Annotated in this window: 11 protein-coding genes; 4 read left to right on the top strand and 7 right to left on the bottom strand. The window is 58.7% G+C overall.

The window, feature by feature from the left end; genetic code table 11:
* Nucleotides 1–1122 carry a 3,4-dihydroxy-2-butanone-4-phosphate synthase gene (gene ribB, locus NOR97_RS05280; protein WP_171726588.1) on the bottom strand — a complete coding sequence of 374 codons (1122 nt, stop codon included), beginning with the start codon at nt 1120–1122 and terminating at the stop codon, nt 1–3.
* 99 nt (nt 1123–1221) lie between these two features.
* Nucleotides 1222–1809 carry a riboflavin synthase gene (locus tag NOR97_RS05275; protein ID WP_170346542.1) on the bottom strand — a complete coding sequence of 196 codons (588 nt, stop codon included), beginning with the start codon at nt 1807–1809 and terminating at the stop codon, nt 1222–1224.
* Between the two features lie 141 nt (nt 1810–1950).
* On the opposite strand from NOR97_RS05275, the gene NOR97_RS05270 reads away from it, so the two are divergent.
* The 3 genes from NOR97_RS05270 to NOR97_RS05260 all read left to right on the top strand — a co-directional run bounded on the left by NOR97_RS05270 (nt 1951) and on the right by NOR97_RS05260 (nt 6467).
* On the top strand, nt 1951–3249 hold the full coding sequence (locus NOR97_RS05270) for a capsule biosynthesis protein (protein ID WP_257600440.1): 1299 nt from the start codon (nt 1951–1953) through the stop codon (nt 3247–3249).
* Between the two features lie 104 nt (nt 3250–3353).
* Entirely contained in the window at nt 3354–4463 is a 1110-nt protein-coding gene (locus NOR97_RS05265) for a polysaccharide biosynthesis/export family protein (RefSeq protein WP_257600439.1), read from the top strand.
* 3 nt (nt 4464–4466) lie between these two features.
* Nucleotides 4467–6467 carry a capsular polysaccharide biosynthesis protein gene (locus NOR97_RS05260; protein WP_257600438.1) on the top strand — a complete coding sequence of 667 codons (2001 nt, stop codon included), beginning with the start codon at nt 4467–4469 and terminating at the stop codon, nt 6465–6467.
* Nucleotides 6468–6469: 2 nt separating this feature from the next.
* Here NOR97_RS05260 and ribD read toward each other — a convergent pair whose 3' ends face one another.
* The 4 genes from ribD to NOR97_RS05240 form a co-directional block, all read right to left on the bottom strand.
* Complete coding sequence (gene ribD, locus NOR97_RS05255) at nt 6470–7546, bottom strand: bifunctional diaminohydroxyphosphoribosylaminopyrimidine deaminase/5-amino-6-(5-phosphoribosylamino)uracil reductase RibD (RefSeq protein WP_257600437.1); 1077 nt, start codon at nt 7544–7546, stop codon at nt 6470–6472.
* Between the two features lie 20 nt (nt 7547–7566).
* Nucleotides 7567–8037 (bottom strand): transcriptional regulator NrdR, encoded by a 471-nt coding sequence (gene nrdR / locus NOR97_RS05250; RefSeq protein ID WP_117869416.1) that lies wholly within the window; start codon nt 8035–8037, stop codon nt 7567–7569.
* Nucleotides 8038–8157: 120 nt separating this feature from the next.
* The gene (locus NOR97_RS05245) at nt 8158–8571 is read right to left on the bottom strand and encodes a secondary thiamine-phosphate synthase enzyme YjbQ (protein ID WP_257600436.1); all 414 of its coding nucleotides are present in this window, start codon (nt 8569–8571) and stop codon (nt 8158–8160) included.
* Between the two features lie 21 nt (nt 8572–8592).
* Entirely contained in the window at nt 8593–8997 is a 405-nt protein-coding gene (locus NOR97_RS05240) for a hypothetical protein (protein WP_257600435.1), read from the bottom strand.
* Between the two features lie 459 nt (nt 8998–9456).
* Here NOR97_RS05240 and NOR97_RS05235 point away from each other — a divergent pair, with 459 nt between their 5' ends.
* Nucleotides 9457–10497, top strand: coding sequence for an AraC family transcriptional regulator (locus NOR97_RS05235; protein ID WP_257600434.1), 1041 nt, complete (start codon nt 9457–9459; stop codon nt 10495–10497).
* A gap of 161 nt (nt 10498–10658) precedes the next feature.
* Here the strand turns inward: NOR97_RS05235 and rpoD are convergent, their stop codons facing one another.
* Nucleotides 10659–12647, bottom strand: coding sequence for an RNA polymerase sigma factor RpoD (gene rpoD / locus NOR97_RS05230; RefSeq protein WP_170346534.1), 1989 nt, complete (start codon nt 12645–12647; stop codon nt 10659–10661).
* Nucleotides 12648–12697: the final 50 nt, after the last annotated feature.

Raw genomic sequence — 12697 nt, 5'->3', positions numbered from 1 at the left:
TCAGTCTTCCTTCAGAATCGAGCGGGTACCGACGATGGACAGGCCAAACGCGTCCAGCCCAAGATACACCGTTTCAGGAGAGTCGGTCAGAAGCACCAGTTCCTGAATCCCCATCTTGGACAGGATCTGCGCCCCCAGACCGGTTTGCTTGATGGTGCGCGGGCCTTCGTCCTCGACCGCATACAACGAGTTGCGCGGCTGGCGGAACAGGCAGACCACACCGCGGCCCTCCTCGGCGATCTTTTCCATCGCGCGCGGTAGCTCGCGGGATGATTTCGGGCCAAGCCCCAGGATATCCGGCGCTTCGTGCAGGGCGTGTGTACGCGTCAGAACGGGCTCGGGCGTGGTGATGTCACCTTTGATCATGACAACATGTTCAATGCCGTGGGTCTGATCGGTGAAAATCCGCATTTCCCACTCACCGCCGTATTCCGAGGTGACTGTTTGACGAGAAGTCTCGACAACCAGATTGTCATTGCGCGCCCGATAGCTGATCAGGTCGCTGATCGTGCCGATTTTCATGTTGTGCTTTTTGGCGAACTCGACCAGATCCGGCAGGCGCGCCATGGTTCCGTCTGCATTCATGATCTCGCAGATCACGCCTGACGGGTTCAGCCCGGCAAGGCGCGAGATATCCACGGCGGCCTCGGTATGGCCTGCGCGCACCAGCACCCCGCCACGCTTTGCCCGCAGCGGGAAGACATGGCCCGGGGTAGCGATATGCGCCATCGTATTCTGTTCATTTATTGCGGTCGCCACGGTCAGCGCCCGGTCGGCGGCTGAAATCCCGGTGCTGACACCTTCGCGCGCCTCGATCGAAACCGTAAAGGCCGTCTCGTGCCGGGACGAGTTATTCACGGCCATCATCGGCAAGCCCAGCGCATCTATCCGTTCCGCCGTCATCGGCAAACAGATCAGACCGCGCCCATGGGTGGCCATGAAGTTGATCGCCTCGGCATCCGCAAACTCGGCCGGGATCACCAGATCGCCTTCGTTTTCACGATCTTCGTGATCGACCAGAATGTACATCCGGCCTGCGCGCGCTTCTTCGATGATTTCTTCGATCGGGCTGATCGCGTCACGCAACTGGGCCTCGACCGGTCCGGGGGTTTCAAAGCTCATGGGGCAGCCTTTCACATGGCGGGTTTGCTCGGCGGAATAGACCACTGAGGGCGCAAAGACCAGTCCACAAACGGCGCAGGTGCTTTCCGACGCGACGTATCAGGACATCTCGGCCAAGCGCGCGACGTACCGGGCCAGCGTATCGATCTCAAGATTGACGCGATCGCCCACACCCACATCGCCCCAAGTCGTTACTTCCTTGGTGTGAGGGATGAAATTGATGCCAAACTCGCAATCACTCACGTCATTCACCGTCAGCGATGTCCCGTTCAACGCAACCGACCCTTTGGGCGCTATGAACCGGGCCAGTTCCTTCGGTGCGCGCAAGGTGACACGTGTGCTGTCGCCTTCATCCTCGACCGCGACCACTTCGGCCACGCCATCCACATGACCCGAAACAATGTGACCGCCCAGTTCATCGCCGACTTTCAGCGCACGCTCCAGATTGACACGCTTGCCGACGGCCCATGTATCAAGGTTGGTCTTCGAAACCGTCTCGGCGCTGATCTGAACATCATACCAATCGTCGCCCAGCGCGATCACCGTCAGACACACACCATCACTGGCGATCGAAGCACCGATATCGATACTGGCCGTGTCATAGGCCGTCCTGATCCGGGCGCGCAGATCCCCCTGCTGTTCCAGCTCGGTGACGGTGCCGATGTCGGTGACGATCCCTGTGAACATTCCGTTAACCCTCAGTTCCTAACCTGTGCCTGCTTTTCAAAGTCGAGGTAAGCCCAATGGGCCGCGCGGGCAAGCCCCGCCTTGCCGTACCAGGCCCAAACAGGCATAGTTTCCGCAACAAAAACCAAAAGAGCAGTCCAGATGCCGCAAATGCCTTCAGGCTCAGATAAACGGGTCTTTCTGTTCCTTCAGGGACCTCACGGGCCGTTTTTCTCGTCACTCGGGCAGATGTTGCGCGCCACGGGGGCACAGGTCTGGCGGGTTGGCTTCAATGCGGGCGATCAGGCGTTCTGGTTCGACAAGGCAAGTTTCATCGCATTCCGGAACACGCCCGGCGATTGGCCCGAGACATTGAACAGATTGATTGCCGACAAGGGCGTCACGGATATCGTTCTTTATGGCGACACGAGACCGGTCCACGCCCGCGCAGTTGAGATTGCGAAGTCGCGTGGGCTGACAATTCACGTTTTCGAAGAAGGCTACCTGCGGCCCTGGTGGGTCACGTACGAGCGGGATGGATCAAACGGGCACTCGCGCCTGATGTCATTGGATGTCGACCGGATGCGGCAGGCTCTGGCCCAGTCGGACAGCAAAGCGCCGCCGCCTCCGTCACATTGGGGGGATATGCGGCAACACATCTTCTACGGTGCCCTCTATCATTGGTTCGTCATGTTCCTGAACAAGAGATACCGCAACTTCCGGCCTCATCGTGATCTACCGGTTTCACAGGAATTCCGATTGTATTTCAAACGTCTGATGCTGATGCCTGTTCATCGCCTGCAACGCAGCGTGGCCACGGCGCGCGTCAGATGGGGGGGCTTCCCGTATCACCTCGTGCTGCTGCAACTCGGGCATGACAGTTCGGTTCAGGCCCATTCTGAATTCGCCTGCATGTCCGATTTTCTGGAACTGGTCATCGCAGGATTCGCGCAAGGCGCACCGGCGCATCACAGGTTGGTCGTGAAAGAGCACCCTTTGGAAAACCACCGTGAACCATTGCACCTGCGCGCCATGGAGATTGCCAGGAAACACGGGGTGCAGACCCGTGTTCACTATGTCCCCGGCGGAAAACTGGCAGGTTTGCTGGATGAGGCAAATTCGGCCGTCACCGTGAATTCCACTGCGGGGCAGCAGGTCTTGTGGCGGGGTATTCCGTTGCGTATTTTCGGACGTTCGGTTTATGACAAGACCGACTTCGTATCACAGCAGTCGATCGCCGCTTTTTTTGCTGAGCCAGACGCGCCGGATGTCGACGCCTATCGCTGTTACCGGCAATTCCTGCTGGAAACCAGCCAGGTGCCGGGCGGTTTTTATTCCCGGCGCGGCCGTCGGCAGTTGTTGCGCCGCGCCGTGGACATGATGCTCAGCAGCAGCGACCCTTATCAGGCCCTTCTGAACAAGAACGAGGCACCGACGCCACAGTTGAAAATCGTCGAGTAGTTCGGGCGCTCTGTGACTGGAAGTTGAGCTGCTTACCGGCTAATCTCGCCGCAACAACAAAAGACTGAGGATATCCGGCAGTGCAATTCTCTCCTAAGCGATGGATGCGGGGGGTTTCCCTTGTGGCCGCAATCGGCTTGATGGCGGCCTGCCAACTTCCGAAATCTGGGCCAAACAAGACCGAAATTCTGGCTGGTGCGGTCCAGAATGGCGGCAACGCGTTTGTCGTCGAAGTCGATGACCGCGTGACACGCCTTACATCCGCCGTGCCTCAGTTTGGCTTTTCTTCCTCGTTCAGCAGCGCCCAGGCCTTGACCGCCGACACTGTTCGCCCCGGCGACGTGCTGGGCCTGACCATATGGGAAAACGTGGACGACGGGTTGCTATCCGGCGAAACCGGTACGGCAACCGCCCTGGATGAAGTTCAGGTCGACAGCGATGGGTTCATTTTCGTCCCCTACGCGGGTCGGATCCGGGCCGCGGGAAACACGCCGGAACAGCTTCGCGTTTTGATCACGAACAAGCTGCGGGAACAGACACCGGACCCACAGATCGAAGTGCGGCGTGTTGCGGGTGACGGTTCCACCGTCTCGCTTACGGGAACTGTCGCATCCCCCGGCATCTATCCGATCGAACGCCCAACCCGTTCCCTGCTTGGCATGCTGTCTCAGGCGGGCGGGGTTTCTGTAGCGTCAGATATCGCGTTGGTGACTCTGATCCGAGGGGATCAAAAGGGCACCGTCTGGTACGAAGACCTGTTCCGCAACCCGAAACTGGACGTCGCATTGCGTGGCGGAGACCGCATTTTGGTGGAAGAAGACAGCAGATCATACATCGCACTAGGTGCCACAGGCGGCCAATCGCGCGTCGCCTTTGAAAGCCAGGATCTGTCTGCGCTGGAAGCATTGGCTCAGGTCGGTGGTCTGCTGACGCTGTCCTCTGATCCAACCGGCATTTTCATTCTGCGAAAAGAGCGCCAGGACGTGGCCCGCAGCATCACGGGACGCGCCGACCTGAAGGGGGATCAACGCATGATCTACCTGCTGAATCTGACGGCTCCCAACGGTCTGTTCATCGCGCGTGATTTCGTGATCCGCGACGATGATACGATTTATGTGACCGAAGCACCCTATGCACAGTGGAGCAAATCGATCTCGCTGATCGCTGGTGGCCTGACCCCCATCGCAAACGTCGCCACGCTGACCGGCAACTGATGCATGGCACCCGATCCGGACAGCGCAGCCGGGGCCGAGCGCACCCGGCTGTTCGTCTACAACGGCGGGTTTCTTACGCAAAAACGCCTGAGACGGATTCTGACACTTGCCGGATATGACATTCGTCTGGGTCTTCCCAAGGATGGCGATTGCGTGGGCATATGGGGCAACAGCCCGACCGCGTATCGCGGCCTGCGCATCGCCGAAAAACACAATGCCCCGGTTCTGCGGGTCGAAGATGCCTTTCTCAGGTCTCTGCACCCGGGCCGTGCCGGTGAACCCCCGTTGGGCCTTTTGCTGGACCGTTCAGGCCCGCATTTCGATGCAGCAGAACCTTCCGACCTTGAGAAGCTGCTGAACACCGATCCCTTGGACGACACCGCGCTGCTGAACCGCGCGCGTGCCGCGATGGAGCGAGTCCGGGAACTGCACCTCAGCAAGTATTCCGCGTTTGACCCCGACCTTGTCGCACCCGACCCCGGTTATGTACTGGTCGTCGACCAGACGGTTGGCGATGCCGCCGTCACGGCAAGCGGTGCCGATCGTGCCCGTTTTCTTGAAATGCTCGTGGTCGCACAGGAGGAAAACCCCGGCGCGCGCATTCTGATCAAGACGCATCCAGAAACGATGGCGGGTCATCGTCAGGGGCATTTCACCGATCAGGACCTGTCAGACCGGGTCACGTGGTTTGACAAACCGATCAGCCCCTGGCCCCTGCTCGACGGCGCCGTTGCGGTCTATACCGTGTCGTCGCAACTGGGCTTTGAAGCAATCCTGGCCGGTCACAAGCCGCGCATTTTCGGTCAACCGTTCTATGCCGGTTGGAGCCTGACGCAGGATGAATTCCCGGTCCAACGCCGACAGCGCAACCTGACCCGCGCGCAACTGTTCGCGGCCGCGATGCTGCTTTACCCGACCTGGTACGACCCCTTTCGCGATCAGCTGTGCGAACTGGAAACGGTTCTGGACATTTTGGAGGCACAGACCCGCGCATGGCGTCAGGACAGGCACGGTTGGACTGCCGCTGGCATGCGTCTGTGGAAACGCAGGCACATGCAGCAGATTTTCGGGCGACATGGCAAGTTGCGCTTTACGTCCACACAGCCCGACACCTCGGATCGCCCCCATATGGTGTGGGCCAGTCAGGCGCGCGACGCCGAAGGGGCCGTTCGTGTGGAAGACGGCTTCTTGCGTTCACGCGGATTGGGGGCCGCACTTGTTCCGCCTCTATCCCTGGTAACCGACGAAATCGGCATCTACTACGACCCCACAAAACCCAGCCAGTTGGAAAACCTGATAGGCGAGCGTGCAACATTGCGCCCGGATCAGGAATTACGTGCTGAACGGCTTGTTGAGAGATTGCTGGCCGATGGTTTGAGCAAATACAACACGGGCCAGTCCGCGCCGGTTCTGCCCCATGGGCACCGAATTCTGGTACCCGGACAGGTTGAAGATGACGCCTCGATCCTGCTGGGCACCAACACGGTGCGCAGCAATCTGGACCTGCTGCAAAAGGCGCGCGAGGCCAACCCCGATGCAATCCTGATCTACAAACCGCACCCTGATGTCGAAGCCGGGTTGCGGGATGGCCAGATAGACGCAGAGTCACTTGCGGACCTTGTCGTGACCCGGACTGACCCCGCCTCGTTGCTGACGCAGATGGACGAGGTGTGGACGATGACATCGCTGTTGGGATTCGAGGCATTGTTGCGCGGGGTGAAGGTCACGACCCTGGGCGCGCCCTTCTATGCGGGATGGGGCCTGACCACCGATCTGGATACCGTCCCCGTCAGGCGAGGTGCACGGCCGTCGCTGATGGGCTTGGTGCACGCCACCTTGATTGACTATCCACGCTATTTCGATCCGATCACCAGACAACCCTGCCCTGTCGAAGTGGCCGTTGAACGCTTGGCGCTGGGGTATTCGGCACCGTCCGGTCCGTTCAACCGGTTTCTGTCAAAGCTTCAGGGCGCGTTCGCAACGCACGCTCATCTTTGGCGTTGACGTTATTCCGACGCTCTGCGCCAACGGTGCAATACATCCCCGCCGACCGCCTGCGTCTCGATCAATTCGAACCTGGGGGCGGCCTCCAGCGTTTCCAGACCTAGTGTCCCAACTGCGGCCAGGCCCTCGGCCCCGATGGTTAAGCCGGCAGTGAACCCGATCAGCTCATCCACCAAATCTTCGGCCAGCAGCGAGGCCGCAAGCGCGGCACCGCCTTCGCAGAAGACACTGGTCAAACCGGCCTGACCCAGTTGCTGAAGCAGATCCACCGCATCGATATGATGATCTTTCAACGCACAGGGGATCAGCTTTGCCCCCAATCCCTCCCACGCCTGTGCGCGTTCGGCATCCGGGTGATGCGCATGGCAGAGCCAGACAGGTATCTTTGAGGCCGTGCGCGCCAGCTGCCCCATCAGAGAAATATCCATATGGCGGGACACCACGACGCGGACGGGTTGATGCTCAACCCCAAGATCCCGAACGGTCAGCGAGGGGTCGTCGGCGCGCGCCGTCCCTGCCCCGACCATCACCGCATCGTGACGTGCACGCATGGCATGGACCACACGACGTGCCTGCGGTCCGGTGATCCATTGACTGTGCCCTGTCAAGGTTGCGATGCGCCCGTCGAAACTGCTGGCCATCTTCAGCGTCACAAAAGGCCGGCCTTGTTCAGTCTTGAGGAAAAAGCCCGCCAGATCCCGTTCTGCCTGTTGCGCAAGAACGCCAGTTACGACGTCAATCCCCGCCTCGCGCAACATGGCAAAACCCTGCCCGGCCACGCGCGGATCGCTGTCTTCGACAGCGGCCACAACACGGGACACACCTGCCGCAATCAAGGCCTCGGCGCAGGGCGGCGTTTTGCCGTGATGGGCACAGGGTTCCAGCGTTACATAGGCGGTTGCACCTCGCGCACCCTGCCCGGCCTGAGCCAAGGCTTCGGTCTCGGCATGAGGGCGGCCACCCGGTTGCGTCCAGCCCCGCCCGATGATCCGGTCATCACGAACGATGACACACCCCACAGCGGGGTTCGGCCAGCACGTCCCCTGACCGCGCCGCCCCAAAGACAGGGCAAGCGCCATGAATCGCTTATCTGTTTCGTTCACTCGTCAGTCGAAGGCTGCGGCGGGCGCAGTTCGTGGACGAACTCCTCGAAATCATCGGCCGCCTGGAAATTCTTGTACACACTCGCAAAGCGAACATAGGCGACAGTGTCGATCCGTGCCAGAGCTTCCATAACGATCTCACCGATCTTGTTGGACGGGATATCCGTGTCGCCCATGCTTTCCAGACGGCGCACGATGCCCGAAATCATCTGATCGATCCGTTCGGGATCAACGGGGCGTTTCTGCATCGAGATACGGATCGAACGCTCCAGCTTGTCGCGATCGAAATCTTCGCGTTTACCATTGGTTTTTATGACAACCAGATCACGCAGTTGCACACGTTCGTAGGTCGTGAACCGTCCGCCACAGGCCGGACAGAACCGGCGTCGGCGGATTGCCACGTGGTCCTCTGCCGGGCGTGAATCTTTCACCTGAGTGTCGATATTTCCGCAAAACGGGCAGCGCATCCGCCGTCTCCTCGTCCCATGTTCGGCCTCTTTTTGTAAGCGCTGCGGCTTACTTATCCACAACTATAGGGCAGCCGCTAGAGTTTGGGTAGTCGGAAATTCAAACCGCTAAATAGTGGGTCAGGCCAGATACGCCGCAACCTTCCTTTGATGCGGCGCAGTGCGGTGTTCAAACAGGTAAATCCCTTGCCATGTTCCCAGAACAGGTCGTCCCTGCGACACCGGGATCGTCAACGAAACCGGCAAGAGCGCGGCCTTGATATGCGCAGGCATATCGTCCGGGCCTTCATAGGTGTGCCGCAGATAGGACATGGCAGGGTTGTCTGACGGTGGAACCAGCCGTTCGAAGAACGCCTGAAGATCTGCTTGAACTTCGGGGTCCGCGTTTTCCTGAATCAGCAATGAGCAGGAAGTGTGGCGAACGAACAGGGTCAAAACCCCATCTTTCGCCACCCGTTCAAGCCATTGCAGAACGTCGGACGTGAATTCGTACAGCCCCGGTCCATGGGTGTGCAAAACGAACTCGGTCTGCATCGTGACTATCCTGCCCGTTTGTCAGTCGTTGAAGAACGGTCGATAGTTACACCGTGCATTCGCACCTTGTACAGATTCACTGTTGCCGGGCTGAAACCCGAACGAGACAAAGCTGCTTGGTTGCACATCAACCGTTTGAGGTTGCTTGATGGAAAACTGAACCGCTGTTCTGCGACCGGTTGTGACACTGGGCCCGTACCCCCGCAGCACGTAAATCCGGTCCGTCCAGCCCAACCCCAAGGTTCGGCGCGCATAATCCGCGGCCGCGCACCAATAGCCTTCGGCGCGCATGTCGCCGCGGGGGATGACTTCGAAATCAGTGGCGTTGATGGGTTCCGTTCGAAACCCGTTCCGCGCTGCGTCTGCTGTCAATGGAACACTGAAGGCCAAGGCTGCCAGCGCGGCGAAAGTGAATGACTGTTTCATGGTAATTTCTTCCCTGATTGCTTGTTCCAAATGGTGACCTCCAATTAGGTTAGACGAACTTCACCGCGCGCACAGGGTGCCTCACGATCAATTCAGCCCACCTTGTACATAGCGTGATCCGGTGTGAGCCAGCCTTGACGGCGGATCAGCAGGCCCAAGCCCGGCGTCGCAATACAACGCGTCGCTTGCGGGAAAAAGAGCGTGCCGGGGAGCCCTGAGCAGAGATTGGTGATTTCTCCGAGGCTCTGACCTCATCCCCATAAAGGTCCCGACCCGGCAACAAAGCTGATTTGGACAGCCCCGCTCTGCACTTCATGCGCGTTCCGGTCAAAACCTTTCGAGAACTTGCCAACAAGTAGTACTCAAGTGCAAAATCCTTTCTGCCAAAAGCCAAAGTCAACAAAGGTATTTCCCTGATAAACTGTTAGTGTATTTGAGAACGTAAGGTGTTGTACCACGATGGATGTAGATATCGACCGACTACATTTTTTGATCCAGGCACTGGATCGCCACGCCGGCAACAGCAAAGTATCCCAGCGGGTATTGAAACAGGCCGGGCTGCGTCAGCAGGATATCGCGCCCCCTGCCGCAGTCTACAGCGCACACAAAGAGGCCCTGTTCATCCGGCACGCCTGTGACGCCGTTGGTGACATCACATTTGCGGCGCGCACTGGGCTCGAGGTCACGTCGGCTTCGACCGTGACGGGGTATATCAGTAAATACTCCCGCGATTTGAGGCAGGTGATGGAAAACCTGTCCCGTTTTCACGGCATCATCGATCCGGCCATCGGGCTCAGCTTCCGTGTTGCCGGTAACTTCGCGGCCCTTGAGGCCGATTGGAAAGACGCCAGCTTTGCCCGCTATCATCGGCGCACGGAATTCCTGTTGTTCGCTGCGCTGGCCAGGATGAGAAACCTCACGCAGGTGAAGTTGCGCCCGATCGAGATGCGCTTTCAGCACAAAGTTGGAAGCCACGCCAAAACCTACGAAAAGCTGGCGGGCTGCCCGGTGGTTTTCAGCGCTGAAAAGATTGAGATCATTCTGCCGCTATCTGCACTGGAATTGAAAGTGCCGACCTATGATCCCAAGCTGCGGGAGCATTTGCTGGAATACGGTGAACGTCTGCTGGCCGAAAAACCACTTCCCAAGCACCAGACCCGCGCCCGTGTCGAAGGTCTGATCACCCGATCCCTGCCCGGCGCAATCCTGCAAGCCGAAGATGCGGCGGCTGATCTGGGGATGAGCCTCAGAACCTTCAGTCGACGCCTCAAGGATGAAGGCACAAGCTATCGCGATATTGTGGACGATCTAAGATGTGATCTGGCCCAGACTTTCATCACAAACGGCATGACTCTGTCTGAAATCTCATATGCGCTGGGGTATGCCGATCAGGCAGCTTTTTCTACGGCCTTCAAACGGTGGACAGGTCAGCCGCCCAGCGCCTTCAAGACCCGAGTGGAACATCCCATTCGGACAGCTGGCCGGGGGTCATCAGCCTGAAAAGCCTCGCCCCGGCCTGTCCCATGAGTGGACAAGACCGATATAGAAAGGCACACCGCCCCGGCCTTGTGCATTCGCGCCAACGTGATGCGAGAACCAGCCAATGTGAACGAAAAAAGGCGCCTCTGACGGGGCGCCTTTGTTCTGATTGATCTTTGTTCTTATTGATCCAGGAAAGACCGGAGTTTTCGTGAACGGCTGGGATGCTTCAGCTTCCGCAGCGCCTTGGCCTCGATCTGACGGATCCGTTCGCGGGTCACGCTGAACTGTTGGCCGACTTCTTCCAAAGTGTGGTCGGTGTTCATACCGATTCCAAAACGCATCCGCAGAACCCGTTCTTCGCGCGGGGTGAGCGAGGCCAGAACCCTTGTGGTGGTTTCCTTGAGGTTTTCCTGAATGGCGCTGTCCAAGGGCAGCACGGCATTCTTGTCCTCGATGAAATCGCCCAGCTGGCTGTCTTCCTCGTCGCCAATCGGCGTCTCCAGAGAAATAGGCTCTTTGGCGATCTTCATCACCTTGCGCACCTTCTCGAGCGGCATCTGCAACTTTTCGGCCAGTTCTTCCGGCGTCGGCTCGCGGCCGATTTCATGCAGCATCTGACGGCCCGTGCGCACCAGCTTGTTGATCGTTTCGATCATGTGAACCGGAATACGGATCGTGCGGGCCTGATCCGCGATCGAGCGGGTGATCGCCTGGCGGATCCACCAGGTCGCATAGGTCGAGAACTTGTAGCCGCGACGGTATTCGAACTTGTCCACCGCCTTCATCAGGCCGATATTGCCTTCCTGAATGAGATCAAGGAATTGCAGGCCGCGGTTCGTGTATTTTTTGGCGATCGAAATCACCAGACGCAGGTTCGCTTCGACCATTTCCTTCTTGGCCTGCCGGGCCTCTTTCTCGCCTTTCTGAACCTGCTGCACGATGCGGCGGAATTCCGAGATATCCAGACCGACATACTGGCCGACCTGAGCCATATCGTTGCGCAGTTCTTCGACCTTCGCGGTCGAGCGTTCGATGAACATCTGCCACCCACGGCCCGGCTTCTCGGCCATCTCGGCCAGCCAGTTCGGATCCAGTTCACGGCCCCGGTACGCTTCGATGAACTCACGGCGGTTGATACGTGCCTGATCGGCCAGCTTGACCATCGCGCTGTCCAGAGACATGACACGGCGGTTGATGCCATACAGCTGGTCGATCAGCGCTTCGATCCGGTTGTTGTGCAGGTGAAGACCATTCACCAGCTCGACGATCTCGGCCCGCAACTTCTGATAAGTAGCCTCGTCTTTTTCGCTGAAAGTGCCGTCTTCGTTCAGCGTGGCCGAAATCCGGCTGTCCTGCATTTCTGACAGCATCGAAAAGTCGGTCGAGATACGTTCCAACGTGGTCAGGACCTGATCCTTCAGCGCCGCTTCCATCGCGGCCAGCGACATGTTGGCTTGGTCGTCGTCATCGTCATCGTCGTCGTTGTTCAGCGGATTGCCATCCGCATCCAGCTCGGGGCCGGTATCCTTGGCTGGCTTGTTCGCCTGCACCGCCGTCGTATCAACGACCGGCTCATCAACGTCGCCGTCTTCGTCCAACTGGTTGCCGAACGTGGTTTCCAGATCAATGACATCCCGCAAAAGAATGTCTTCGGACAGCAATTCGTCATGCCAAATGGTGATCGCCTGGAAGGTCAGCGGGCTTTCACACAGGCCCGCAATCATCGTGTTGCGACCGGCTTCGATCCGCTTGGCGATTGCGATCTCACCCTCGCGGCTCAGCAGTTCAACCGAACCCATCTCACGCAGATACATGCGCACGGGATCGTCGGTGCGATCCAGCTTTTCAGTACCGGAACCGGCCAGTGCCACCTCACGGTTGCTTTCCGCGGCAACCAGTTCGGTCGAGCCCTTGTTCTCTTCTTCTTCGGCCTCTTCATCTTCGATGATGTTGATGCCCATCTCGGACAGCATCGACATTACGTCTTCGATCTGTTCCGAACTGACCTGATCAGGCGGCAACACCTGATTGAGCTGGTCGTAGGTGATGTAACCTTTCTCGCGAGCCTCGGCGATCATCTTCTTGACGTTCGCCTGGCTCATGTCCAGCGAGATTTCCTGTTCCTGCTCGTCGGATTTGCGGTCTTCGTTCGTATCCTTGGCGGCCATTCAATGCTCCTGCAGGGATGGGTGATTCGTCTCAGCCGAATCATTAGCGC

This window comes from Ruegeria sp. YS9 (genome assembly GCF_024628725.1).
GTDB lineage: Bacteria > Pseudomonadota > Alphaproteobacteria > Rhodobacterales > Rhodobacteraceae > Ruegeria > Ruegeria atlantica_C.
This window is presented reverse-complemented; position numbering and strand designations above follow the sequence as displayed.

What these genes read in the sequence shown, in the direction of transcription:
- NOR97_RS05265 (WP_257600439.1), top strand. Translation starts at nt 3,354, where the DNA reads ATGCGGGGGGTTTCCCTTGTGGCCGCAATCGGCTTGATGGCGGCCTGC.
- NOR97_RS05240 (WP_257600435.1), bottom strand. Translation starts at nt 8,997, where the DNA reads ATGAAACAGTCATTCACTTTCGCCGCGCTGGCAGCCTTGGCCTTCAGT.
- NOR97_RS05260 (WP_257600438.1), top strand. Translation starts at nt 4,467, where the DNA reads ATGGCACCCGATCCGGACAGCGCAGCCGGGGCCGAGCGCACCCGGCTG.
- nrdR (WP_117869416.1), bottom strand. Translation starts at nt 8,037, where the DNA reads ATGCGCTGCCCGTTTTGCGGAAATATCGACACTCAGGTGAAAGATTCA.
- rpoD (WP_170346534.1), bottom strand. Translation starts at nt 12,647, where the DNA reads ATGGCCGCCAAGGATACGAACGAAGACCGCAAATCCGACGAGCAGGAA.
- NOR97_RS05235 (WP_257600434.1), top strand. Translation starts at nt 9,457, where the DNA reads ATGGATGTAGATATCGACCGACTACATTTTTTGATCCAGGCACTGGAT.
- NOR97_RS05270 (WP_257600440.1), top strand. Translation starts at nt 1,951, where the DNA reads ATGCCGCAAATGCCTTCAGGCTCAGATAAACGGGTCTTTCTGTTCCTT.
- NOR97_RS05275 (WP_170346542.1), bottom strand. Translation starts at nt 1,809, where the DNA reads ATGTTCACAGGGATCGTCACCGACATCGGCACCGTCACCGAGCTGGAA.
- NOR97_RS05245 (WP_257600436.1), bottom strand. Translation starts at nt 8,571, where the DNA reads ATGCAGACCGAGTTCGTTTTGCACACCCATGGACCGGGGCTGTACGAA.
- ribB (WP_171726588.1), bottom strand. Translation starts at nt 1,122, where the DNA reads ATGAGCTTTGAAACCCCCGGACCGGTCGAGGCCCAGTTGCGTGACGCG.
- ribD (WP_257600437.1), bottom strand. Translation starts at nt 7,546, where the DNA reads ATGGCGCTTGCCCTGTCTTTGGGGCGGCGCGGTCAGGGGACGTGCTGG.